Raw genomic sequence first — 24507 nt, 5'->3', positions numbered from 1 at the left:
GGTGAGCCCCGTCAGGCAATAGGCTCCGGGCATGCCAAGCATCGAGGCCATTGCCGAGCGCGCCGCCGCGGCCGACGGCGCCTCCCCGCTGGACGAGGCCACGGCGATGGCCCTGCGTGACAACCAGCTGCGCGCGGTGAAGCGCGACGCGGCGTTCTACCTCGTCCGCGGGACCGAGCTCACCCTGGTCGTCGACCCACCGGCGCGGCGGCGGGGGCTCGGCTCGTCGCTGCTGGCCGACGCGCTGGAGACGCACCCCCAGGTCGACCGGGCATGGAGCCACGGCAACCACCCCGGCGCGCGGGCGCTCGCCGCCCACGCCGGTTGGCAGGCCACCCGCGACCTGTGGGTGATGCGTCGTCCGCTCGGCGAAGGCGCGGAGCCGCTGCCCGAGCTGGAGGTCCCGGACGACGTCGAGCTGCACGCCTTCGGCCAGCGCAGCGGCGACTCCCACGAGGTGCTGCGGGTCAACCAACGCGCCTTCGCCAGCCATCCCGAGCAGGGATCGATGGACTTGGTCGACATGGCTCGCCGGATGGCCGAGCCGTGGTTCGACCCCGCCGGACTGATCCTCGCCACCCCCACCCAGGGGCGCGGGACGCTCGGCTTCCACTGGACGAAGAAGCACTCCCCCACCCTCGGGGAGGTCTACGTCGTGGGCGTGGACCCCGACGCACAGGGACGCGGCATCGGCCGCCTCGTCACCCTCGCCGGCCTGCACCACCTCGAGGAGTCAGGGGCCACCGAGGTGATCCTCTACGTCGAGGGCGACAACGCCGCAGCGATCAGGACGTACTCCCGGCTGGGCTTCACCCACGCCGACGCCGACACCCACGTGATGTACACACGCGGCCCAGCCTGACGTTCAGCCCAGGTTGACGTTCAGCCCAGCTTGACGTTCAGCCCAGCCTGACTCTCAGCGCAGGTTGGGTCGGACGTGCAGCCCGACCTCCGGATCGACCACGACCTCCTGGGATGCAGCGATCGCGTCGACGCGCAGCTCGGCGTCGATCGGGGTGTTGCGCTTGAGCAGCGCCAGGGCGATCGGTCCCAGCTCGTGGTGGCGGGCCGAGGAGCCGACGAAGCCGACGACCTTGTCGCCCAGCAGCACGTCGCCGCCCACGGCGGGCAGCCGGTTCTCGGAGCCGTCGAGGTGGAGCATGGTGAGGCGGCGCGGCGGTCGGCCCAGCGTGTGGACCCGCGCCACCGTCTCCTGGCCGCGGTAGCAGCCCTTGTCGAGGTGGACGGCCGAGCCGATCCAGCCGACCTCGTTGGGGATCGTGCGGTGGTCGGTGTCGACGCCGAGGCGCGGCTCACCGCGGGCGATGCGGAGCGCGTCGTACGCCATCAGCCCGGCCGCAGGCCCGGCTGCCTCGGCGTACGCGGTGAGCCGGTCGCGCGGCACGAGGTCGTACGTGCCCGCGTGCTCCTCGGTCTCGCCGGGACGCCAGCAGACCGCGAGGTCGTCGACGAGGGTGACCTCGACGCGGGTCATGAAGCGCATCCGGTCGAGCCACTGCACGAGCTCGGCACCGCGGCCGGGCTCGGTGTGGGCGGTGAAGGACTCGCCGTCGTCGACCCCGACGAAGTGGTGCTCGACGTGGCCCTGCGGGCTGAGCACCAGCGCCTGGGTCCACACCTTGGGGGCGAGGCCCTCGAAGAACTGCGTGGTCAGGGAGTGCAGCCAGGTCAGGCGATCGGGCCCTGTGATGCGCAGGACGTCGCGGTGGGAGAGGTCGACGAAGCCGTCACCGGAGACCAGTCGCCGCTGCTCGACGTTGAAGGAGCCGTAGTGTCCGGCGACCGGGGCGTCGATGCCGTCGGCCGAGACCGCACCGGGAAGGTCGAGGAACGGGCTACGGCTGGTCATGGGTCACCTTCAGTGCGTGTGGCTGTGGGAGTGGTCGGACGCGGGGTTGTCGAGGGCGTGGCCAGCTGTCGCCGGGCCAGCAGCCGCGCCGCCCGAAGCGCTGGAGCACGCGGCGCACTGGCCGAAGACGGCCACGTGGCCGACGTCGGCCACGAAGCCGAACTCGTCACGCAGCTGCCGCGCGAACGCCTCGGCCCGCTCCAGTGGAACCGACGTGACGCCCTGACAATTCCGGCAGATCAGGTGGAAGTGCTCGGCGGCGCGCGCCGAGTGGTAGGTCGGGGCCCGGTCGGACAGGTGGGTGTGGCGGACCAGGCCGAGCTCCTCCAGCACCTCGAGGTTGCGGTAGACGGTCGACTGGTTGACCGCTCCGGCCAGGTGCGCGTGCACCTCGTCAGGCGTGGCGTGGCCCAGCTCCTCCACGGCCGCCAGCACGCGTTGGCGCTGCGGAGTCATGCGGTAGCCGCTGGTGCGCAGCCTGCTCGCGAGCTCGTCAGCCACCGGTCCCCCTCAGGCGCGCTGCAGCCGGGCCCACAGGTGGGGCTGGAGGGGCTGCCCCACGGCGGCCATGTCGTAGGCGTACATCAGCTCGGTGTTGACGTTGCCGTAGAGGCGCTTGCCGGCGACGACCTCCTTGGCCGTCTCGGTGCGCATCACCGCGTCGGTGGTCAGCTCGAGCTTGCCGTCGGCTGCCTCGCCGTGCCAGATCTCGCAGATCCCCGTGTTGTGGGTGAGCAGGAACTCGATCTTGCCCTGCTCGGGGCAGCGCATGAAGCCGGTCTCGATCGCCCCCTCGCGCACCTTCTTGCCCTCGGCGTCGGTGATCCAGGCGCGCGACATGTAGTGGAAGAACGGGCGACCGTCGTGGGTGAAGATCAGCTCCTGGCCGAACTGGAACTTGTCGATCGTCGGGTAGTCACCGTGCCCGTTGCCCCGCCACGTGCCGAGGAGCCACGCGATCGGTCCGCAGTTCGGGTGAAGGTTGTCGGGGAGATGGAACACCATGGGCGCCATCCTAGTCTGGGGCCATGGTTCGCCCACTCGTCATCAAGGTCACCTGCGGCATCGAGGAGCCCGAGCGCCTCAACCAGGCCTTCACCGTTGCCACCGCCGCCGTCGCCGCCGGAGCTGACGTCTCCCTCTGGCTCACCGGGGAGGGCGCGTGGCTGGGGCTCCCCGGCAAGGCCGAGGAGTTCACCCTCGACCTGGCCACGTCGCTCGCCCGGCTGCGTGACGCCGTGATCGCCGGCGGACAGCTCACCGTCTGCTCGCAGTGCGCGGCGCGACGCGAGATCGTCGAGGCCGACCTGCTCGCGGGCGTACGCATCGCGGGGGCAGCAGCCTTCGCCGAGGAGGTCCTGGCCGACGAGGTGCAGGCGCTCGTCTACTGATTCGCGCCGGACGGGCCGAGGCCAGCCCGGCGCAGACGCGGGATCGCCGCCAGCAGCGCCCACGACCCGGTCCCCGGCACGGGCGCGGCCACCACCATCGCCACCGGCAGCAACCACGGCCAGGAGCGCCGAGCGGCGAGCACCGTGATCGCGACCGCGAGCGCCAACCGAGCCCACAGCGGCGGGAGCAGGTCGGTCGCCATGCCGGGGCGGCGGTCGGCGTTGTCAAGCAGGAAGACGAACCAGTCGCGCCACAGGCCCGGCGACAAGGCGTACGAGAAGCCGACGACCGCCACGAGGGTGAGCGCGAAGACCATGAGCCGACGCCACTCCCCCCTCGCGAGGAACCACACCGGCCCCAGGCACGGGACGACCTTGGTGACCGCCGCGAAGACCCACGGGGCGCCGTGGCGCAGCCCGAACACGATGCCGAGGGCTATCAGCCAGTCGATGTTGCCCGAGACCACCTGCACCGACGAGATGGCCAGCATCAGCACCTGGTGGACGACCGACAGAGGACGGAGCAGCCACAGTTGGGTCGCCACCGACCCGGCCATCACCAGTGCAAGGAAGACCGGCCACGGCAGGTGCGTGAGCGGCCAGAGCAGTTGGGCGAAGACGGGACTGTAGTTGTAGGCATCGAGGAAGCCGGGCGGGGCGTCGTAGAGGTTGTTGTCCCACATCACGTAGTAGGCGTGCGCGTCCCAGCCCAACCCCCACTCGGTGATCATGGCCACCGAGTGCGCCACCGCGTAGAGCGCAGCCAGCATCATCAACGTGAGCAAAAGGGCGTGCGGCACCAGCCAACTGCGCCTCTCCGTCACATGCCGAACCCTAGGTGCCGGACTCGCTCGCCGTCAGAAAACTCACCAAGACGGCGCGACCAGGGTGTGTCGCGACCAAGGTGTCGCGACGAGCCCGCTGCGGCTCCGTTCAGGGTGACGTCACGCCCGCACGCCCAACGCCTCGCGCGCCTGGGCGGGGGTCATCGGCGTACGTTGCGCCAGCTCGCCCGCGGCGACGGCGCGGCGTACGAGCTGGGCGTTGGAGGAGACCGGCACGCCCGGGCTCATCGTGAGCACGTCCTCCATCCCCACGCGCAGGTGACCGCCGGCTGACAGCGCGGCGAGCATCACCGGCAGCGTGGAGCGGCCGATGCCCGTGGCAGACCACGAGGTGACCTCGGGCGGGAGGTCGCGGACCGCGGCGACCAGGGACGAGGTGGTGCCGGCCATGCCGCCGGGGACCCCCATCACCAGGTCGACGTGGACCTTGCCCCCGGCCGGCAGTCCGTGGGCGTCGAGGAGGCGCCGCAGCGCGTGGACCTGCCCGAGGTCGAAGAGCTCGAACTCCGGGACTATCCCGCGCTCCTGCACCTCCGTGTAGAGCTCTACGACGAAGGGCCAGGGGTTGAGGAAGACGTCGTCGCCGAAGTTCGTGGTGCCCATGGTGAGGCTGCAGGAGTCGGGAGCGGCGTCGAGCACCCGCAGCCGGTCCTCCAGCGCGTCATGCACGGAGCCACCGGTCGAGAGCTGCACGACCAGGTCGGTCTCGTCGCGCAGCGCGGCCACGGTCTCCTTGAGTCGAGCGGGCTCCAGGCTCGGCGCGTGGTCGTGGTCGCGTACGTGCACGTGGACCATCGCCGCACCCGCGGCCTCGCACTCCCGGGCGGTGGCGACCAGCTCCTCCAGGGTGGTGGGCAACGCGAGGCAGTCGGACTTCTGGGTCTCGGCGCCGGTGGGCGCCACCGTGACGAGGAGCGGTGCGGTCATGCCTCATCGTGGCAGAGTGGGGCTGCTCAACCAAGGGCAACAACCCGTCAAAGGCGCCGACAACAGGAGATTCTTCAGGTGCGAGCCGTTGTGCAGCGCGTTCTTTCCGCATCAGTCACGGTGGACGGGACGACCGTCGGCGCCATCGACAGCCCGGGCCTGTTGGTCTACCTCGGCGTGACCCACACCGACGGCCCCGACGAGATCGCGTGGATCGCCCGCAAGATCTGGGCGCTGCGGATCATGCGCGACGAGCGCTCGGCCTCCGACCTCGACGCACCGGTGCTGGTGGTCAGCCAGTTCACGCTCTACGGCGACGCCGTCAAGGGACGCCGGCCGTCGTGGACCGCAGCCGCGCCGGGGCCTGTCAGCGAGCCGGCGTACGACGCCGTCTGTGCCGAGCTGGAGCGCCTCGGCGCCCACGTCGAGCGAGGCGTCTTCGGAGCGGACATGCGGGTGGAGAGCGTCAACGACGGGCCGGTCACCCTGCTGCTCGAGCGCTGACACCTCTTCTCTGCCCTGTGTTCATCGCCCTCCCTCATCACTCGGTGCCACACTGGGCGCATGTCGATCTCGATCCCGCATCCTGAAGGCTCCCTCGACGCCGGGCCGGTCGAGGGAGTGACCAGCGGGCCTCCGTCAGACACCTTCGAGGTCGAGCCGCCCTACGTGCCCGACCACGAGGAGCTCGCCGCGGTCGAGGCGTTCGAGGACCGGTTCGCCGACCGTGAGCTGAGCTGGTTGCGCTTCAACCAGCGCGTGCTCGAGCTCGCCGCGGACCCGTCCCTGCCGCTGCTGGAGCGGGCCCGCTTCCTGGCCATCTTCACCTCCAACCTGGACGAGTTCTTCATGGTCCGGGTCGCCGGCCTCAAGCGACGGATCGCCGCCGGCGTCGCCGTGCGCGCCGCCTCCGGACTGCGCCCGCGCGAGGTGCTGGACGCGATCCTGGTCGAGGCGGGCCAGCTGATGGACCGCCAGTGCCAGGTCTTCGCCGACCTCATCCCGGACCTTCGGGCCGAGGGCATCGAGCTGGTCCGCTGGGACCAGCTCGACAAGGAGGAGCAGAAGTACTGCAAGAAGTTCTTCAAGGAGCGCGTCTTCCCGGTGCTGACGCCGCTGGCGGTCGACCCGGCGCACCCCTTCCCCTACATCTCCGGCCTCTCGCTCAACCTGGCCGTCATCGTGCGCCACCCCAAGACCCACAGCGAGCACTTCGCGCGGGTCAAGGTGCCGCAGACCTTCACCCGCTTCGTCTCCGTGGGCAACCAGCGCTTCGTGCCGCTGGAGGACGTCATCGGCGAGCACCTCAAGCGCCTCTTCCCCGGGATGGAGATCGTCGCCACCCACACCTTCCGGGTCACCCGCAACGAAGACCTCGAGGTGGAGGAGGACGACGCCGAGAACCTCCTCAAGGCGCTGGAGAAGGACCTGAAGCGGCGGCGCTTCGGGCCACCCGTGCGCCTGGAGGTCGAGGAGACGATGGACCCGCGGATGCTCGACCTCCTCGCCTCCGAGCTGGGCGTCTCGGTGTCGGAGGTCTACCGCCTGCCGGCGCCGCTCGACCTGCGCGGCCTGCACGCCATCGCCGACCTGCCCCGCGACGACCTGCAGTACCCCACCTTCGTCCCCAGCACCCACCCACAGCTGGCCGAGGTCGAGTCCGCGTCACCCGTCGACATCTTCGACGCCGTGCGCAAGCACCGCAACATCCTGCTGCACCACCCCTACGACTCCTTCGCGACCTCGGTGCAGCGCTTCATCGAGCAGGCAGCGGCCGACCCCCACGTGCTCGCCATCAAGCAGACGCTCTACCGGACCTCCGGCGACTCACCGATCATCGACGCCCTCGTCGACGCCGCCGAGGCAGGCAAGCAGGTGCTGGTGATCGTCGAGATCAAGGCCCGCTTCGACGAGCAGGCCAACATCCGTTGGGCCCGCAAGCTCGAGCAGTCCGGCTGCCACGTCGTCTACGGCGTGGTCGGCCTCAAGACCCACTGCAAGCTCTCGATGGTGGTGCGCGAGGAGCCCGACGGCATCCACCGCTACACCCACATCGGCACCGGCAACTACAACCCCAAGACCGCCCGGCTCTACGAGGACCTCGGCCTGCTGACCAGTGACGAGGCCATCGGTGAGGACGTGGCCCACCTCTTCAACAACCTCTCCGGCATCTCCCGCAACGCCAGGTACGAGGAGCTGCTGGTGGCGCCGGGCACGGTCCGCTCCGGACTGGTCGACCAGATCCACGCCGAGATCGAGCACCACCGGGCCGGACGCCCGTCGGGCATCCGGATCAAGGCCAACTCGGTGGTGGACGAAGCCGTCATCGACGCGCTCTACCTCGCCTCGCAGGCCGGCGTACGCGTGCAGCTGCTCGTACGCGGCATCTGCGCGCTGCGCCCCGGGGTCGAACGGCTCTCGGAGACCATCGAGGTGCGTTCGGTCCTGGGCCGCTTCCTGGAGCACAGCCGCGTCTACGCCTTCGAGAACGGCGGTGAACCGCAGGTGTGGATCGGTTCCGCCGACGTCATGCACCGCAACCTCGACCGACGCGTCGAGGTGCTCGTACGCCTGCCCGACAGCGCCAACGTCGCACGTGTCGACGCGCTGCTCGACCTGGCGTTCGGCCCGAACACCGACTCCTGGCACCTCGGCCCCGACGGCACGTGGACCCGCCACCCGGGCCCGATCGACCTTCAGGCGACGCTGATCGAGCGGCAACGACGTCGACGGTGAGCGCCCTGAGTTGCATCGCGCGCCATCCGTGCCCGTAGCATGTTGAGCGTTCTCTTCCTCCTCATCAGGAGCCTTCCGTGGGTTTGAAGTTCCGTCCCGTTGACAGCTCGTTCTACGAGCTCTTTGCACAGTCCGCCCGTCACATCGTCGTCGGAGCAGGCCTCTTGGCCGAGATGCTCGCCGACGGCGCCGACCGTGAAGCCGTCGCCTCCCGCATGCGGGACGCGGAGCACGCCGCGGACGAGACCACGCACGCGATCATCAAGCAGGTCAACCAGACCTTCGTGACGCCCTTCGACCGCGAGGACATCTACAACCTCGCCTCGGGCCTCGACGACATCATGGACATGATGGACGAGGCGGTCGACCTGATCCTGCTGTACGAGCCCTCGGTGCTGCCGAGCGAGCTCTCCAACCAGGTCGAGGTCATCCAGCGCTGCGCCGAGCTGACCGCCGACGCCATGCCTCGGCTGAAGTCCATGGCCGACCTGTCCGAGTACTGGATCGAGATCAACCGTCTCGAGAACCAGGGCGACAAGAGCTTCCGCCGCATCCTGGCCAGCCTGTTCTCCGGCAAGTACCAGCCGATGGACGTGCTCAAGCTCAAGGACATCGTGACCTCCCTCGAGGGTGCGATCGACGCCTTCGAGAAGATCGCCAACACGGTGGAGCAGATCGCGGTCAAGGAGTCCTGACCGGATGGAACTCGCGATTGTCATCGCGGTCGTCGTCGTCGCCCTGATCTTCGACTACACCAACGGCTTCCACGACGCCGCCAACGCGATCGCCACCTCCGTGTCGACGCGCGCGCTCACCCCGCGCGTGGCCCTCGGCATGGCGGCGGTCATGAACTTCGTCGGCGCGTTCCTCGGTCAGAAGGTCGCCCAGACAGTCGGCGACACGATCGACCCAGGGTCGGGCGCGCATGCCCTGACCATCGTGATGTGCGGCCTGATCGGTGCCATCGCGTGGAACATGATCACCTGGTACTTCGGCCTCCCGTCGTCGTCGTCGCACGCCCTGATCGGTGGCCTCGTGGGCTCCGCCCTGGCCGCCAGCGTCTTCGTCAACTGGTCCACGGTGCTCAACAAGGTCGTCATCCCGATGCTGGTCTCGCCCATCGTCGCCTTCTCGCTGGGCTTCGCGGTGATGCTCGCGATCATGTGGATCTTCCGACGTGCCAACCAGCACAAGGCGCAGCGCCACTTCAAGATCGCGCAGACCGTCTCTGCCGCTGCCATGGCGCTCGGTCACGGCCTGCAGGACGCCCAGAAGACGATGGGTGTCATCTTCCTGGCGCTGCTCGCCGGCGGCTTCGTCGCCGAGGACGCCGACCTTCCGCTGTGGGTCATCTTCGCGGCAGCCGCCGCGATCTCCCTCGGCACCTGGGCCGGTGGCTGGCGGATCATGCGGACCCTGGGTCGTCGCATCATCCACCTCGACCCCGCCCGCGGCTTCGCCTCCGAGGCCGTCGCGGCCTCGGTGCTCTACACCACCGCGTACGTGTGGGAGGCCCCGATCTCGACCACCCACACGATCACCTCGGCCGTCATGGGCGTGGGCGCCACCAAGCGCTTCTCCGCCGTGCGCTGGGGCGTCGCCAAGACGATCGTCTGGGCCTGGATCCTCACCTTCCCGATGTCTGCGCTCGTCGCCGCCGTCTCCTACTGGGTGCTGCACTTCTTCCTGCCCTGACCCGCACGCGACGTACGAAGGCCCCCGGCACGCGCCGGGGGCCTTCTGCGTTGCTGGGAGGCGCGGCGGCCGGCTCAGCCGAAGCGACCCGAGATGTAGGCCTCGGTCGACGGGTCGTCCGGGTTGGCGAACATCTGCTGCGTCGAGTTGAACTCGACCAGGTGGCCGGGCTCGCCGGCCGCCTTGAGGTTGAAGAAGCCGGTCTCGTCGGAGACGCGGGCCGCCTGCTGCATGTTGTGGGTGACGATCACGATCGTGTAGTCCTCCTTGAGCTGGAGGATGAGGTCCTCGATGGCCGCCGTGGAGATCGGGTCGAGGGCCGAGCAGGGCTCGTCCATCAGCAGGACCTGCGGCTCGACGGCGATCGCGCGAGCGATGCACAGGCGCTGCTGCTGGCCGCCGGAGAGCCCCATCCCGGGCTTGTCGAGGCGGTCCTTGACCTCCTTCCACAGGTTGGCGCCGCGCAGCGACTTCTCCACGATCGCGTCGGCCTCCGCCTTCTTCATCCGCTTGGAGTTGAGGCGGTTGCCGGCCAGCACGTTCTCGTAGATCGACATCGTCGGAAACGGGTTGGGCCGCTGGAAGACCATGCCGATCTGGCGGCGCACCTGCACCGGGTCGACCGAGACGTCATAGAGGTCCTGGCCGTCGACGGCCACCTTGCCCTCGACGCGGGCGCCGGGCAGGACCTCGTGCATCCGGTTGAGGGTGCGGAGCATGGTCGACTTGCCGCAGCCGGACGGGCCGATGAAGGCGGTCACCGACCGGGAGCGGATGGACATGTTGACGCCCTCGACGGCGAGGAAGTCACCGTAGTAGATGTTCAGGTCACTCACGTCGATGCTGGAAGCCATGGTGGATCAGTCTCTTTCTGCGGTCAGCGACCGGTCTTGGGGGCGAAGTACTTGCCGACGGCGCGGGCGAGGAGGTTGAGGCCCATCACGATCGCGATGAGCACCAGGGCCGCGCCCCAGGCACGCTCCTGGCCGAAGTGGGCGGGCACGCCCGGCTGCATGTAGCTGTAGTAGATGAACACCGGCAGGGTGGCCATCCGCTCGGAGAAGGCGTTGAGGTTCAGCGAGTCGGTGTCGCCGGCGATGATGAGCAGCGGCGCGGTCTCGCCGGCGACCCGCGCGATCGCGAGCGTCACGCCGGTGATGATGCCGGCCATGGCCGTGGGCAGGACGACCTTCGTGATCGTGCGCCACTTCGGCACCCCGAGGGCGTACGACGCCTCCCGCAGCTCGTTGGGCACGAGCTTGAGCATCTCCTCGGTCGAGCGCACCACGACCGGGACCATCAGCACGGCCAGGGCGACGGCGCCGCCGAAGCCCATGCGTACGCCGGGGCCGAAGATGAGCACGAAGAGGGCGTAGGCGAAGAGTCCGGCCACGATGGAGGGGATGCCGGTCATCACGTCGACGAGGAAGGTGATCCACCGCGCCAGGCGCGAACCCTGTCCGTACTCGACCAGGTAGATCGCGGCCAGCACACCGATCGGCACCGAGATGAGCGTCGCCCAGGCCGTGACGATGAGCGTGCCCATGATCGCGTGGTAGATGCCGCCACCCTCGCCGACGACGTTGCGCATCGAGTACGTGAAGAACTCCGCGGACAGTGCCGGGAGCCCGTTGCTGATCACCTGCCACAGCAGCGTGACCAGCGGAAGCATCGCCAGCACGAACGCGGTCCACATGACGTGGGTGGCGACGCGGTCCTTGGCCCTGCGCCCGCCCTCCACCACGTTGGACCACACGGGCATGACGACGTGGAAGGTCACCGCCGCGACCAGCGCCGCAGCCACCGGGCCACGACCGAGGACGACGGCGACCAGGGTGCCGAGGGCCACCGCGCCCAGGGCGACCAGCAGCGGAGCCCACCGGGGCAGCTGCGGCCGGACGAGGGTGTTGAGGGCGCGAGCGGGCTCGCCGGGGGTGGCCTCGACCCCGCCGTCACCGCTGACGGGAGGCGTCGCACCCGCGGACAGGTCCGGGGCCGAACGGCTGGTGGAGCGGGTGGGGGTCGACATGTCAGCGACCTCCTTCCACGCGGCCCCGCGCCGCGATCCAGCGGCCGAGGAAGTTGACGACGAAGGTGATCAGGAAGAGGACCAGGCCGGAGAAGATCAGCACGTTGACCTTCAGGCCCGACGCCTCCGGGAAGCTGAGCGCGATGTTGGCCGCGATGGTGGAGGGGTTGACCGACGAGATCAGGTTGAAGGTGACGACGCCGGTGGCCGAGAGCACCATGGCCACTGCCATCGTCTCGCCCAGCGCGCGACCCAGGCCCAGCATGATCGCGGAGATGATGCCCGAGCGGCCGTAGGGGAAGACCGTCATCCGGATCATCTCCCACCTCGTCGCGCCCAGGGCCAGCGCCGCCTCCTGGTGCAGCGTCGGGGTCTGGGCGAAGATCTCGCGGCAGATCGCCGTGATGATCGGCAACGCCATGATCGCCAGCACCAGCGCGGCGGTCAGGATCGTGCGGCCGGTCGAGGTCGCGGGCCCGGCGAAGAACGGCAACCAGGAGAGGTGCTCGCCCAGCCACTCGTACGCCGGCGCGAGCCGCGGCCCGAAGAACTCGATGCCCCACAGGCCGTAGACGACCGAGGGCACCGCGGCCAGCAGGTCGACCAGGTAGCCGATCGGCCGGGCGACGCGGCGCGGGGCGTAGTGGGAGATGACCAGCGCCAGGGCGATGCTGAGCGGCGCGGCGACCGCGATCGCGATCGTCGCCGCCAGCAGCGTGCCGAAGAGCAGCGGCCAGACGTAGACGACGATGTTGTCGGCGCCGATCCGCTCCGCCGGGGCCGTGACCGCGGGGACGCCCTCCAGGGTCAGGAAGAGCGCGACGCCGGCGAGGGCGACGACGATCGTGATGCCCGCGGCCCGCGCCAGGGAGGCGAAGACGACGTCACCCCTGCGCCGGGCGCCCGGGTGCTCGGCACGGCGTGCCGCTCCGGAGGAGGCGAGGATGGTCACTGGTGTCCTTTCTGCTCCGAGCGGCCCACAGGGGACCCCGCCTCCGGAAGATGCCGGTGCGAGATCCCCTCGGGCCGTTCGGGATGTGCCACGGGTCAGCGGGCCTTGATGCCGTCGACCAGCGCCTGGGCCTCCGCGGCCAGCCCGGCCGGGAGCGGTGCGGAGCCTGCGGTGTCGGCGGCCGCCTTCTGGCCCTCGTCACTCAGGACGTAGGTGAGGTAGCCCTTGACCAGGTCGGCGGTGGTGCCGTCCTCGTAGGTGGGGCAGGCCATCAGGTACGAGGTGAGCACGATCGGGTAGGTCCCCGCCTCGCCGGTGGTGTAGTCGAGCTCGAAGGTGAGGCTCGAGTCGGCACGACCCTCGACCCGCGGGGAGACCTCGAGGATCTTCGCGGCGGCCTCGGCGGTCGGGCCGACGAAGTCGTCACCGACCTGGACGTTGACCGTGCCGAGGTCACCGGCCTGGGAGGCGTCGGCGTAACCGATGGTGTTCTTGCCGTTGGTCACCGCGGAGACGACGCCCGAGGTGCCGTTGGCACCCTCACCGGCCTTGATCGGCCAGCTCTCGACCTCGCCGTGCGGCCAGGCCTTCTTCGCCACGGCCGAGAGGTAGTGGGTGAAGTTGCCGGTGGTGCCCGACTCGTCGGAGCGGTGGACGGCGGTGATCGTGGCGTCCGGGAGCGTGACGCCCTCGTTGCTCGCGGCGATCGCCGGGTCGTTCCAGCGGGTGATCGTGCCGTTGAAGATGCCGGCGATCGCGTCCGGCGTCAGGTTGAGCTCGTCGACGCCCTCGACATTGAAGACCACGGCGATCGGCGACACGTAGTTCGGGATCTCGATCGGGTCGCCGGCGCACCGCTGCTCGGCGGCGCTCAGCTCCCCCTCGTCGTCGGTGAGGTAGGAGTCGGACCCGGCGAAGGCGAAGCCGCCGGAGGTGAAGTTCTCACGTCCGCCTCCCGAGCCGGTCGGGTCGTAGTTGACGGTGACGTCACTGTGCAGCCCCTGGTAGCCGGCGCGCCAGGCGTTCTGGGCAGCTTCCTGAGAGCTGGCGCCGCCACCGTTGAGGGTGCCGGCGAGCCCGCCGTCGGAGGCGGAGCCGCTCTCGTTGGCGGCGGAGCAGCCCGTCAGGACGAGGGCGAGGGCTGCGATGCCGGGGACCATTCCCCGGCGAAGAGAAGTGCGATTCACTTCGGATCTCCTGGATCTCTCATCTGTTGTCGAGACGATCGTGGAACACCGAGGTGACGTGTCGCCGGGGGCTGGGTGAACGAGAAGTGAACGCCAGCCCCGGCTTGGTGAAACTCTTCAGCGCCCGGGGCGCGGGCCCACCTGCAGGCCGGCATCGACGGCGGGGTGCACCTCCGTGGCGCGCGTCTCACCGTGGCGCTGGTGGAGCACCAGGAAGCCGCTCGGGTCCAGTGCGACCGGCTCGACCCCCAGGGCCCGGAAGATGGGCGGCAGCACCGGGCGGTGGCTGCAGACCACCGCGGGCCGTCCCGCCCGGACGACCTCGTCGAGCAGGGCCGCGACCCCGGCGGGCGTCGCGTCCTCCTCGCTCAGCACGTCACGGGGCAGCAGCGTGCGGCCGCTGCTGTCGGCGTACGGCTGGACGCTCTGGAGGCAGCGGGTCGAGGAGGAGGTCACGACGTCCTTCACGCCGTACGCCGCGAGCACCCCCGCCAGGAGCAGCGCCTGCTGGTGCCCCTCGGGGAGCAGCGGACGCAGCCGGTCGTCGCCCTCCCACTTCTTGCGAGGCAGCGCCTTCGCGTGACGCAGCACGACGAGCGGGGTGGTCGAGTGCCGGTGCTGCCAGGCGCCGGCCAGGATATCCCGGTCGCGGCGGTAGGAGATGCGCTGCTCGGCCTGCGACCAGTCGACCCACTCGACGGCGTCGATCTCACGGTTGGCGACGTAGCGCGACACGTCGTCGTCGCCGACGACCCGTCCCATCCAGTAGTGCACCGTCTTCATCCGGTCGCCGGCCACCCGGTAGCGCTGGACGGGGAGGGGGACGCCGAGGTGGACCTGCATCCCGGTCTCCTCCAGCACCTCGCGCGTTGCGCAGGCCGTCAGGTGCTCGCCGGGGTCGAGCTTGCCCTTCGGGAACGACCAGTCGTCGTAGCGCGGGCGGTGCACCAGGAGGACCTGCCGCTCCCGTTTCCCGTCCTTGCCGACCGGGCCCTTGCGCAGCACCACCGCGCCGGCGGCGATGACGTCGGGCAGGGTCTCGGAGCTCCCGGGCGGCGGGCTGGCCATGGCAGGCAGTCTGTCAGTCCAGGTCGCGTCGGCGCAGTCCCACCACGCCCAGGGCGGTGAGCACGACGGCGAGCGTGAGCAGCGCGGCGGCCGGCGCCCACCGGAAGTCCTCGGCCGGCATCACCGGCAGGTGGTGGAAGGGGGAGAGCCCCCGCGCCCACCCCGGGAGGTCGAGCAGGTCACCGAGGTAGGCCTGCACCAGCGCCCAGGCCACGGGCAGCCAGGACAGGTGCACCCACCGGGGTGCCCAGCCGTGGAGGAGGAAGACGACCGAGGCGAGCAGGAGGACGGCGGGGGCCGTGGCCACGGCGGCCAGGAGCAGCTCCCCCACCCCCGAGACGGTCGAGTCCTCCGCGCCCACCCACCGGTGGGTGACCCCGACCCCCAGCCCGGTCAGCGCCAGCACCCCCAGGGTCGAACCACACGTGACCGCGATGCCGCCGAGTGCCCAGCGGGTGCGCGACACCGCGGTCGCCAGGACGTTGACGGCCTGACCGCTGCTCTCCTCGTGACGCAGTCGGAGCGCGGAGACGACGGCGTAGGCCGAGACGGTGACCCCGAGGAAGTTGACGACGTAGGCCAGGTAGCCGACCACCACGTCGTCGATGCCGGCAAGGATCATCTGGGCGACCTCAGGGTTCGACTCGATCATCGTGCGCACCTCACGGCTGACCGCCCCGAAGACGACCGCCAGCACCAGCAGCCCTACGCCCCACCCCGCGACCAGGCCACGTTGCTGGCGCAGCGCCAGGCCCGCCGGCGTACCGAGCCAGGCACCGGCGTGCTCGGGACCGGGGCGTTCGGCCACCAACCCCTGGCCGAAGTCGCGGTGGGAGGCCAGCCAGCAGGCGAGCGCCAGGGCCACGGCGGCGGCGGTGACCGAGAGACCCAGCGGCCACCACCGGGCATCGTCGCCGAAGGGCCGCAGCTCGTCCTGCCAGCCGAAGGGAGAGGCCCACGTCCACCAGGTCTCGTCGAGTGCTCCGTAGCCGCGCACCAGGAAGAGGGCCAGCACGGCCGTGACACCCCACCCGAGGGCATGCCGCGCGCTGCCCGCGACCTGCGCCGCCACACCCGCGATCCCGGTGAAGACCACGCCCGCGCCAGCCATCCCCGCACCGAACCTCACCGCAGCCCCCAGCGTCACGTCGGCAGTGACGAGCACGGCCGCGAGCAGGACCCCGAGCACGATCGAGGCGGCCAGCGACACCACCAGGGTCGCGACCAGCGCTGCGTGGCGGCCCACCACCGTGCTGCGTACGAGCTCGGCCCGACCGCTCTCCTCCTCGGCGCGGGTGTGGCGGACCACGAGGAAGGTGACCATCAACGCCACCGCCACGGCGGCCACCGAGGTCACCTCGAACGAGATGATCCCCCCGATCGTGTCGACGTCGCGAGGGACGCCGCCCATGAGCCGGGAGACCGCACTGTCCTCCACGGTCGCGGCGTAGCCTGCCTGCTTCTCCGGCGTGCCGTAGAAGCCGACGACCGCATTGGCCGACGCCCACGTGACGGCGGTGATGCCTCCCAGCCACAGCGGGAGGCGCAGGCGGTCACGGCGCAGCACCAGCCGGACGAGCGGCCGGGTGCCAGCCACGGCTCCGGTCAGCGGTGCGGTCACAGGGCGTCCTCGTCGCCGTACTCGCGCAGGAAGAGCTCCTCCAGGGTGGGCGGGTGCGCCTGGAGCGACAGCACGCCGAGCTCGCCGAGGCGGCGCAGGACGGACGACATCTCGGCGCTGTCGACCTCCATCTCCACGCGCCCGTCGAGGTGGCGCAGATGGTGGACGCCCGGCAGTGCGGCGAGCTCATCTGCGGGTCGCTCGGTCTCGGCCAGCACCGTCGTACGCGTCTGGCTGCGCAGGTCGGCCAGGGTGCCGGACTGCACGGCGCGACCTTCGCGGATGATCGTGACCCGGTCGGCCAGGGCCTCGACCTCGGCCATGACGTGGCTGGAGAGCAGAACGGTGGCGCCCGCCCCACGCAGGTCGTGCACGCAACGCTGGAACTCCGCCTCCATCAGCGGGTCGAGCCCGGAGGTGGGCTCGTCGAAGAGGTAGAGCTCGGCCCGGGCGGCGAGAGCCGCGACGAGAGCGACCTTCTGCCGGTTGCCCTTGGAGTAGGCGCGCGCCCTGCGGGTGGGATCGAGCCTGAACTGCTCGACGAGCTCGTCACGCCGGTGGGCGTCGATCCCACCGCGCATGCGGCCCAGCAGGTCGATGACCTCTCCGCCGGTGAGGTTCGGCCACAGGGCGACCTCACCCGGGACGTACGCGAGACGACGGTGCAGCTCAGGTGCCCGGCTCCAGGGATCGCCACCGAGCAGTCGTGCGGTGCCGGAGTCGACGCGCAGCATCCCGAGCAGGACCTTCATCGCGGTGGACTTGCCGGCCCCGTTGGGGCCGAGGAAGCCGTGGACCTCCCCCTGCTCGACACGGAGGTCGAACCCGTCGAGGGCCCTGACGCGCCCGAAGGTCTTGACGATCTGCCGCAACTCGATGGCCGCCATGGGTCCACTCTGGCACTACGCGGGCGCCCGCCGTGTGGTGCGTCAGCGAAAGCGACGCAGCCGCAACGAGTTGCTGACCACGAAGACCGACGAGAAGGCCATCGCGGCCCCGGCCAACATCGGGTTGAGCAGCCCTGCGGCGGCCAGTGGCAGCGCGGCGACGTTGTACGCGAAGGCCCAGAAGAGGTTGCCCTTGATGGTGGCCAGGGTCCGGCGCGACAGGCGCACGGCGTCGGCGGCGGCCATCAGGTCCTCCCGCACCAGGGTCAGGTCGCTGGCCTCGATCGCCACGTCGGTGCCGGCACCCATGGCCAGGCCCAGGTCGGCGACCGCCAGCGCCGGGGCGTCGTTCACCCCGTCGCCGACCATGGCCACCACGCGGCCCTCGGCGCGCAGCTGCTGCACCACGTCGACCTTGCCGGCGGGCAGGACGCCCGCGATGACCTCCTCGATGCCGACCTCGGCGGCGACGGCGCGGGCGGCTCCTTCGTTGTCCCCGGTGACGAGCAGCGGACGCAGGCCGAGGGCGCGCAGGGCGCGGACGGCCTCGACGGCGCCCGGCTTGACCGTGTCGGAGACGACGAGCACTCCGCGCGCCACGCCGTCCCACCCGGCGACGACGGCCGTACGCCCCTGGTCCTGCGCGGCGGTGATCGCCACGTCGAGCTCGGCGGGCACGGTCTCGAAGAGGGAGGCTCTGCCCACCGTCACCTCCACACCGTCGACCAGCCCCCGGGCGCCCAGGCCCGGCAGGTCGGTGAGACCGGCCGCGACGGGTCGTTCGGGGGTGGCCTCGACGACCGCTCGCGCGATCGGGTGGCCCGACCCGGCCTCGACGGCCGCGGCCCGGCTCTGGAGCCTCGTGACGTCCTCCCCCGGGCCGGCGACGACGTCGACGAGCGCCATCACGCCGGTGGTGACGGTGCCGGTCTTGTCGAGCACCACGGTGTCGACGCGGCGCGTCGACTCCAACGTCTCGGGGCCCTTGATCAGGATGCCCATCTGGGCGCCCCGGCCGGTGCCGACCAGCAGCGCGGTCGGCGTGGCCAGCCCGAGCGCGCAGGGGCAGGCGACGATCAGGACCGCGACTGCGGCGGTGAAGGCGGCCGTGGCGCTGGCTCCGGTGCCCAGCCACCAGCCCAGGGTGCCGGCGGCCAGCAGCAGCACCGCCGGCACGAAGATGCCCGAGACCCGGTCGGCCAGGCGCTGGACCTCGGCCTTGCCTGACTGCGCTTCCTCGACGAGGCGCGCCATCTGGGCCAGCTGGGTGTCGCCACCGACCCGGGTCGCCCTCACGACGATCTGGCCGTGCGCGTTGACGCAGGCCCCGATCACGGTGTCGCCCGGGCCGACCTCGCGCGGCACCGACTCCCCGGTCACGGTGGAGGTGTCGATCGCCGAGGTGCCGTCGACGACCACGCCGTCGGTGGCGAGCTTCTCGCCGGGGCGTACGACGAACTCGTCGCCGACCCGCAGCTCCTCCACGGGCACACGGTGCTCGACGCCGTCGCGCAGCACCCCAGCGTCCTTGGCCCCCAGCTCGAGCAGCGCACGCAGGGCCGCTCCGGACTGGCGCTTGGCGCGCTTCTCGAACCAGCGCCCGGCGAGCAGGAAGGTCGTCACGCCGGCGGCGACCTCGAGGTAGATGTTCATCGTGGCGTCGCCGCGGGCGATGGTGAGCTCGAAGGGGTGCCGCATCCCCGGGTCGCCGGCGCTGCCGAGGAAGAGGGCGTAGAGCGACCAGCCGAAGGCGGCCAGCACGCCGACCGAGACGAGGGTGTCCATCGTCGCGGCGCCGTGGCGCAGGTTGGCCCACGCAGCACGGTGGAAGGGCCAGGCGCCCCAGACCGCGACCGGTGCGGCGAGGGTCAGGGAGGCCCACTGCCAGTGGGTGAACTGCAGCGGCGGGAGCATCGCCATGAGGATCACCGGCACGCTGAGCAGCGCCGAGACGACGAGGCGCTGACGCAGCTGCTCCAGCTCCAGGTCGCGCCGATCGACGGTGCCCTCGCCCGAGGTCCCGCCGGGCTGGGCCTGTGGTGGGGCAGGGAGGGCAGCGCCGTAGCCGGCGGCCTCGACGGTCGACAGCAGGACGTCGAGGTCGAGGTCCGCGGGGTGGCGTACGCGCGCCTTCTCGGTCGCGTAGTTGACCGTCGCCTCGACCCCGTCGAGCTTGTTGAGCTTGCGCTCGATGCGGTTCGCGCACGAGGCACAGGTCATGCCCGAGATGTCGAGCTCCACCTCACCGGGCGCGAGGCGCGGGTCGGCGTGCGTCTCAGTCGACATGGTCGTGGCTCTCCTCGGAGGGCGATGGTGAGTGGGGGCTGGGTGCATGGCTGGGTGTCTGGCTGGGCCTGTCGTCGGGAGCCTTCTCCCCGCCGTCCACGAGCCGTCCGGCCCCGAAGGCCAGGGCGAAGACGACGACGAGCGCAGCGGCGAAGGCAGCGAGGCGCAGTGGTGTGCTCGTCGTCATGGGCGTCTCCTCGCTCAGGCGAGCTGGTAGCCGGCCTCGGTCACGGCGGCGGAGACCGCAGCGGCGTCGACGGGCTCATCGGAGGTCACCGTCAGCTGGCCGGTCTCGAGAACCACGTCGACGCCGGTGACGCCGGGGACCTCGCTGACCTCCTCCTTCACGGAAGCGACGCAGTGGCCGCAGGTCATGCCGGTGACGGTGAAGTCGGCGGTGTGGGGGGTGGTCATCGTGCGCTCCTTGCTGGGTTCAAGCTTCGGAAGTTCAGCTTCGGGTTCGGGGATCACTTCACGAGGCGGCTGATCGCGGCCATGACCTCGTCGATCTTGGCGTCGGCCTCGTCGTCACCCGCTCGGGCGGCCTGGACGACGCAGTGGTTCATGTGCTCGGTCAGCAGGGCGAGGCTGACGGACTCGAGCGCCTTCGTGACCGCGGCCACCTGGGTGAGGATGTCGATGCAGTACTTCTCCTCCTCCACCATGCGGTGGAGTCCGCGCACCTGCCCCTCGATGCGCTTCAGGCGAGCGAGGTGGGCACTCTTGTCACTGAGGTATCCGTGGCTCACCGCTCCTGTATACCCCCAGGGGGTATCTCTTTCAAGCCCGGCGACCGTGCGAACCTGCACAGAATCAGCGCAACCCCCGCCCGGGTGACCGGGCGAGGGTTGGACGTGTCTGGAGAGTGGGTCGTCAGCGTTGGCGCGGAATGGGGACCACTCCTAGCAAGCGGTCGATCTCATCACGACTGAGCCGGTCGTCGGACTCGCTGGCCGCGACGATGAGATTGGTGGTCAGTTCAACCTCTCCCATCAGGTCGCCGTCCTCGAGCGTGACGTCGAAGGGATCGATCACCCTCGGACCTCCTACTTGCACTGACCCCATGTCCTTACGCGTGCTGACGAGCCACCGAGTCTAGTCTGCCGGGCGACCACCGCGTCTTCCAGGCACAAGGGTGCCCTGCGAAACCAAGGGCAAACGAGGATTCACGAAATCTCCCCCAAGTGAGGGTACTCAGAACCACCCGTCGCGGGCCTTGACAGGGCGCTCAAAGTGGGCAGCCGCACCGACAGCCCCCTGGAAATGCATCCGAGGCCCCGCCGTCTCCGGCGGGGCCTCGGTTGGTCATCCGGGACAGGTGCGTCCTACGGAATCAGAGAGCGCGAACGTTCTCCGCCTGGGGACCCTTGGGACCCTGCGTGACGTCGAACTCGACCTTCTGGTTCTCGTCCAGGGACTTGTAGCCCTGGGTCTGGATCGCCGAGTAGTGCACGAAGACGTCGTCGCCGCCGTCCTCCTGCGCGATGAAGCCGAAGCCCTTCTCAGCGTTGAACCACTTAACGGTGCCCTGAGCCATTGCTCTTGTACTCCTTAGTCGGGGCGAGAGTCCGCCACCTCGACGGACCCGCATCAGATGCGGTGACACGTCGCTCCGACTTGCAGACCACGTCGGGCCCGAAGAAGGAAACGCCGTTGGATCACAAACTCCGCGGGCGTCTACCAGCTGGAACTTGCACCTGTTGCGAGACGCAGACTACCAACTTCCGCGCTCAGCAACAGTCCCCTGAGGCTCGAATTTTCCACGCCTTTCGTGAGCTTTGCATGGCACCCGAGGACCCGTGCCGTGCAGTCAAGTAGGCACGATCTCGACCACTTGCCTCCCCCAACGACCAGTCGCAGGTAATTTCACCCTGTTAGCCGTAGTGACGGGGAAGGACCCATGGACAACAAGGACAGCCGCACCGAGATCTGCCCGGACTGTGGTGCAGTGACGGGAGCAGGTGAGCACTCGTGTCCCGCTGCCCCGCGCGCGGACGACACGGCCACCATCGCGATCCCGCCCGGCCTGTGGGACACCGGCCTCTTCAAGCCCGCCTGGAACCGCGGCGGTGAGACCGGTACGTCCGAGACACCGCTCGTCGAGGGGTCGCTGCTCTCCCGTCCCGAGGACCTCGTGACCCCCTCCTCCACCGGTGCCGACACCGACGTCGATGGCGACCCGGAGGCCGACCTGGGGACCGACGTCGAGGCCGAGGCCCCCACGGACGTCGAGACCGACGCGGAGCCCGACGCGGAGACCGACGCTGACGCCGACGCGGAGCTCGACGCCGACACCGACACCGACACCGACGCTGGGGCCGACGCTGAGGCCGCGGACAGCGCCACCGTCGATGACACCGCTGAGCGTCCCGCTCTCGCCGACGGCGAGGCGACCCAGTACGACCTGGCTGCCACCCAGGCATGGCCGATGGTGGCGCGGGAGCAGACGCCGGACCAGACCGCCGTGCGGACCCCGGACGGGGAGACCACCGTGCTCGCCCTCGCCCCCGCCCCGGCGTCCGCCCTCACCTCCGCCACCGCCGTGGTGCCTCCTGTTCCGACGCAGGACGAGCCGACGGCGTACGACACCGACGACGCCCCCCGCAAGCGCGGGAAGGGCCTCGCCATCCTCCTGTCCGTCGCGCTCGTGGCCGCCCTCATCGGCGGCGGGTGGTTCTGGTGGCAGGGCACCCAGGACGAGCCGGTGCGCGAGGCGTTCGAGACGTCGCACGGCGCGTTCATGAACGCCTCCACCAAGCTCGTGGGCGCCAGGTCGACCACCGACATCTCGGCGGCCGCCGAGGACTTCGTCGAGGTGACCAAGAAGCTCGAGGACACCCGCTCCACCGCCAACGGTCGGAGCACCAACTTCTCGAGCGCCGTGCGCCGCGCCGTCGGCGCACAGCTCGAGGTCTCCCGCGCCGCCGAGCAGCTCACCACGCTCGACGAGGAGGAGTTCGGCACCTGGGGTGCCGCCCGGGGCGAACTGAAGTCCGGCCTCGAGGCGCTCTCCGGCGTGGAGGGCGACATCAAGACCGCGGGCGGAAGCACCGAGGACCTGCCCGGCCCCGCTCTCGTCACGGAGGCGGACAAGGTCGTCGGCGCCGCCGCCGTCCAGAGCGCCGAGCGGCGTACGAAGGAGCTCACCGTCGACCTCGCGGCCGCGGAGCGGATCAAGGCCCTGCGCGGCATCGGCAACCGGGCCGCCACGGGTGCGACCTCGCTGAGCGGCGCGGTCGACAGCCTCGACGGCACCAGCGTCGACACTGCCGGCCTCGCCCGGCACGCAGCCGTGCAGGACGCCCTGTCGAAGTTGACGCGCCTGCGCCCGGCCACGCTCAACCAGTGGGAGGCGATCCGCACCCAGGTCGAGCGCAAGGCCGACGAGCTGGCCGACGGCGGCACCGACCTCAAGGTCGCGCTGACCAAGGCCGACGCGATGGTCACAGCGGCCACCACGGCGTGGAACGACTGGGAGACCCAGACCGAGTCGGCCCGCACCGCCAAGAAGGACGACGTCGCTGCCGTCAAGGCGGCCCGCGAGAGCATCGACCAGGTGCTGACCGAGTTCACGGCGCTCGACTCCTCCCTCGCGTCCTTCCTCGCCTCCGGTCCCCAGGACGACGCAGGCACGGCCGGCGCGACGTACAGCACGCTCGTGGCAGCCGCCGACGCGCGCGATGCCCTGCGTACGCAGGTGCTCGGCCTCGGCACTCCGCCCGAGGTCGCCACCGAGATCTCGGCGCTCGTCACGGCCCTGGGCAGCAGCGCCGACACCGTCCGTGCCGCTGCCGACGCCGCAGCCGCCTGCACCGCGGGCTGCTCGCTCGCCCAGGCCCCGGCCTGGACGGCTCTGGTCGCCGCCCGTGAAGCACAGGCCGCGGCGGTGACCGCCGCGGTCGAGGAGTGGCGCACGGCGTCCACCGACGCGATCAAGGAGATCCGCAAGCGCGAGCTGCCGGAGAAGCCGGAGATCTGAGGCACCACCGCACGAGACGACACCGCCCCCGGACCGATGGGTCCGGGGGCGGTGTCGTCTGCGGGGAGCGGGCGGCTCAGTTCTTGCCGTTGCCACCCAGCACGAGGTTGGAGCTCTGGCCGGGCCAGCAGGTGAAGCCAGCCGGCACGGGCTGCTGGTTCTCGACCATCATCTGCAGCGTGTCGAGGCAGCGGGAGACGAGGACGTTGGGGTTGTTGCTGACCGAGGTGGACAGCGCCTTGTTGGCCGCGGCCTGGGCCCGGTTGGTGCGCTCGGCCTGCAGGGCGACCTGCGTACGCGCGACCTCGGCCTGGAACTCGTTGATCTTCTTCTGCGTCTCCGGCGAGAGGCTGATGCCCGAGAGGGTGACGAACTCGATCTTCACGTAGCCGCCGGAGTCGGCGACGCGCTGCTTCATCGACTCGGTGACCTCGGCGGCGAGCCCGTCGTAGTCGGGCACGAAGTTGAGGCGCTTGTCGGAGTTCGGGTCGACGGTGACGAGCTCGGCCGTCGGGTTGTACTGGCCGAAAACGGCGTTGATCGCGTTCTTGAAGACCGTCTCGACGAGCGCCTCGCGGACGTTCATGTTGACGTCGTCGCTGCGGTAGTCGGCGTAGATCTCGTCGGCCTTCTCCCCCACGATCGACCAGCGGATGGCGGTCTCCACGGCGGCGGTGGTGCCATCGCCGATGCGCACCTCGATGCGCTCCTCACCGGTGTACTTGTTGGTGATCTTGGTGCCGTCGAGCTCGGTGACCTTCTGCCACGGCGCCTTGACGTGGAGTCCCGCGTTGAGCGAGCGGGTCGGCTTGCCGAACGTGGTCAGGACGCCGACGTTCTTCGCCTGGATGATGGTCGTGCAGGCCATGGCCATGAGGACGCCGCCGGCGAGGAGCGGGACGAGGCCGAGCGCGCGACCGCGCCCCTTCGACTTCCCGACGGCGAACATGGCAACTGCCGCGAGCAGCATCAAGAGTGCGAGGACGAACGTGAACAAGCGACTTCCCTTCGAAACGCGCGCCACCGGACGTGAT

General features: G+C 70.4%; 26 protein-coding genes. 7 read left to right on the top strand and 19 right to left on the bottom strand.

Annotated elements, in window-relative coordinates; genetic code table 11:
- Positions 1-31 precede the first annotated feature (31 nt).
- On the top strand, positions 32-862 hold the full coding sequence (mshD, locus tag FCL41_RS02020; RefSeq protein ID WP_137064205.1) for a mycothiol synthase: 831 nt from the start codon (positions 32-34) through the stop codon (positions 860-862).
- Positions 863-916: 54 nt separating this feature from the next.
- Here mshD and ygfZ read toward each other — a convergent pair whose 3' ends face one another.
- From ygfZ to FCL41_RS02005, 3 genes are read right to left on the bottom strand one after another with little or no spacing between them, the layout of a single operon-like run.
- A complete protein-coding gene (ygfZ, locus tag FCL41_RS02015) occupies positions 917-1870 on the bottom strand; it encodes a CAF17-like 4Fe-4S cluster assembly/insertion protein YgfZ (protein WP_137064206.1) in 954 nt (317 codons plus the stop codon).
- A 9-nt stretch (positions 1871-1879) separates the two neighbouring features.
- On the bottom strand, positions 1880-2371 hold the full coding sequence (locus FCL41_RS02010) for a Fur family transcriptional regulator (RefSeq protein WP_137064207.1): 492 nt from the start codon (positions 2369-2371) through the stop codon (positions 1880-1882).
- Positions 2372-2380: 9 nt separating this feature from the next.
- The gene (locus FCL41_RS02005; protein ID WP_137064208.1) at positions 2381-2875 is read right to left on the bottom strand and encodes a heme-binding beta-barrel domain-containing protein; all 495 of its coding nucleotides are present in this window, start codon (positions 2873-2875) and stop codon (positions 2381-2383) included.
- A gap of 23 nt (positions 2876-2898) precedes the next feature.
- Here FCL41_RS02005 and FCL41_RS02000 point away from each other — a divergent pair, with 23 nt between their 5' ends.
- The gene (locus FCL41_RS02000) at positions 2899-3261 is read left to right on the top strand and encodes a DsrE family protein (RefSeq protein ID WP_137064209.1); all 363 of its coding nucleotides are present in this window, start codon (positions 2899-2901) and stop codon (positions 3259-3261) included.
- Here the strand turns inward: FCL41_RS02000 and FCL41_RS01995 are convergent.
- Positions 3255-4061, bottom strand: coding sequence for a glycosyltransferase family 87 protein (locus FCL41_RS01995; protein WP_137064210.1), 807 nt, complete (start codon positions 4059-4061; stop codon positions 3255-3257). The genes FCL41_RS02000 and FCL41_RS01995 overlap by 7 nt on opposite strands.
- A 144-nt stretch (positions 4062-4205) precedes the next feature.
- Complete coding sequence (locus tag FCL41_RS01990; RefSeq protein WP_137064211.1) at positions 4206-5033, bottom strand: beta-keto acid cleavage family enzyme; 828 nt, start codon at positions 5031-5033, stop codon at positions 4206-4208.
- 78 nt (positions 5034-5111) lie between these two features.
- On the opposite strand from FCL41_RS01990, the gene dtd reads away from it, so the two are divergent.
- The 4 genes from dtd (at position 5112) to FCL41_RS01970 (ending at position 9464) form a co-directional block, all read left to right on the top strand.
- Entirely contained in the window at positions 5112-5537 is a 426-nt protein-coding gene (dtd, locus tag FCL41_RS01985) for a D-aminoacyl-tRNA deacylase (protein ID WP_137064212.1), read from the top strand.
- 60 nt (positions 5538-5597) lie between these two features.
- Positions 5598-7769: an RNA degradosome polyphosphate kinase gene (locus FCL41_RS01980; protein WP_137064213.1), complete on the top strand. Its 2172-nt coding sequence runs from the start codon at positions 5598-5600 to the stop codon at positions 7767-7769.
- 77 nt (positions 7770-7846) lie between these two features.
- A complete protein-coding gene (locus FCL41_RS01975; protein WP_137064214.1) occupies positions 7847-8464 on the top strand; it encodes a DUF47 domain-containing protein in 618 nt (205 codons plus the stop codon).
- A gap of 4 nt (positions 8465-8468) precedes the next feature.
- Entirely contained in the window at positions 8469-9464 is a 996-nt protein-coding gene (locus tag FCL41_RS01970) for an inorganic phosphate transporter (protein ID WP_137064215.1), read from the top strand.
- Positions 9465-9538: 74 nt separating this feature from the next.
- Here the strand turns inward: FCL41_RS01970 and pstB are convergent, their stop codons facing one another.
- From pstB to FCL41_RS01910, 13 genes are all read right to left on the bottom strand, one after another.
- The gene (gene pstB / locus FCL41_RS01965) at positions 9539-10318 is read right to left on the bottom strand and encodes a phosphate ABC transporter ATP-binding protein PstB (protein WP_137064216.1); all 780 of its coding nucleotides are present in this window, start codon (positions 10316-10318) and stop codon (positions 9539-9541) included.
- 23 nt (positions 10319-10341) lie between these two features.
- Positions 10342-11493: a phosphate ABC transporter permease PstA gene (pstA, locus tag FCL41_RS01960; protein ID WP_137064217.1), complete on the bottom strand. Its 1152-nt coding sequence runs from the start codon at positions 11491-11493 to the stop codon at positions 10342-10344.
- 1 nt (position 11494) lies between these two features.
- The gene (gene pstC, locus FCL41_RS01955; RefSeq protein ID WP_239021727.1) at positions 11495-12445 is read right to left on the bottom strand and encodes a phosphate ABC transporter permease subunit PstC; all 951 of its coding nucleotides are present in this window, start codon (positions 12443-12445) and stop codon (positions 11495-11497) included.
- Between the two features lie 95 nt (positions 12446-12540).
- Entirely contained in the window at positions 12541-13632 is a 1092-nt protein-coding gene (gene pstS / locus FCL41_RS01950; protein ID WP_137064218.1) for a phosphate ABC transporter substrate-binding protein PstS, read from the bottom strand.
- Positions 13633-13749: 117 nt separating this feature from the next.
- A complete protein-coding gene (locus FCL41_RS01945) occupies positions 13750-14700 on the bottom strand; it encodes an NUDIX hydrolase (protein ID WP_137064219.1) in 951 nt (316 codons plus the stop codon).
- A 13-nt stretch (positions 14701-14713) separates the two neighbouring features.
- Positions 14714-16321 (bottom strand): ABC transporter permease, encoded by a 1608-nt coding sequence (locus tag FCL41_RS01940; RefSeq protein WP_137064220.1) that lies wholly within the window; start codon positions 16319-16321, stop codon positions 14714-14716.
- Entirely contained in the window at positions 16318-17208 is an 891-nt protein-coding gene (locus FCL41_RS01935) for an ABC transporter ATP-binding protein (RefSeq protein WP_137064221.1), read from the bottom strand. The genes FCL41_RS01940 and FCL41_RS01935 overlap by 4 nt, the downstream gene beginning before the upstream one ends.
- A 42-nt stretch (positions 17209-17250) precedes the next feature.
- Positions 17251-19494 (bottom strand): heavy metal translocating P-type ATPase, encoded by a 2244-nt coding sequence (locus FCL41_RS01930; RefSeq protein ID WP_137064222.1) that lies wholly within the window; start codon positions 19492-19494, stop codon positions 17251-17253.
- Entirely contained in the window at positions 19484-19681 is a 198-nt protein-coding gene (locus FCL41_RS01925; RefSeq protein WP_137064223.1) for a hypothetical protein, read from the bottom strand. The genes FCL41_RS01930 and FCL41_RS01925 overlap by 11 nt, the downstream gene beginning before the upstream one ends.
- Positions 19682-19695: 14 nt before the next feature.
- Positions 19696-19908: a heavy-metal-associated domain-containing protein gene (locus FCL41_RS01920; protein WP_137064224.1), complete on the bottom strand. Its 213-nt coding sequence runs from the start codon at positions 19906-19908 to the stop codon at positions 19696-19698.
- A gap of 53 nt (positions 19909-19961) precedes the next feature.
- On the bottom strand, positions 19962-20243 hold the full coding sequence (locus tag FCL41_RS01915) for a metal-sensitive transcriptional regulator (RefSeq protein WP_137064225.1): 282 nt from the start codon (positions 20241-20243) through the stop codon (positions 19962-19964).
- Between the two features lie 124 nt (positions 20244-20367).
- Positions 20368-20529, bottom strand: coding sequence for a hypothetical protein (locus FCL41_RS16915; protein ID WP_170970126.1), 162 nt, complete (start codon positions 20527-20529; stop codon positions 20368-20370).
- Positions 20530-20827: 298 nt separating this feature from the next.
- Positions 20828-21031 carry a cold-shock protein gene (locus FCL41_RS01910; protein WP_137064226.1) on the bottom strand — a complete coding sequence of 68 codons (204 nt, stop codon included), beginning with the start codon at positions 21029-21031 and terminating at the stop codon, positions 20828-20830.
- Positions 21032-21394: 363 nt separating this feature from the next.
- Here FCL41_RS01910 and FCL41_RS01905 point away from each other — a divergent pair, with 363 nt between their 5' ends.
- Positions 21395-23473, top strand: coding sequence for a hypothetical protein (locus tag FCL41_RS01905; protein ID WP_137064227.1), 2079 nt, complete (start codon positions 21395-21397; stop codon positions 23471-23473).
- Between the two features lie 76 nt (positions 23474-23549).
- On the opposite strand, the gene FCL41_RS01900 is transcribed toward FCL41_RS01905, so the two are convergent.
- Positions 23550-24470, bottom strand: a complete 921-nt coding sequence (locus FCL41_RS01900) for an SPFH domain-containing protein (protein ID WP_137064228.1) — start codon at positions 24468-24470, stop codon at positions 23550-23552.
- Positions 24471-24507: the final 37 nt, after the last annotated feature.

The sequence above is a fragment of the Nocardioides jishulii genome, assembly GCF_006007965.1.
Classification (GTDB): Bacteria; Actinomycetota; Actinomycetes; order Propionibacteriales; family Nocardioidaceae; genus Nocardioides; species Nocardioides jishulii.
This window is presented reverse-complemented; position numbering and strand designations above follow the sequence as displayed.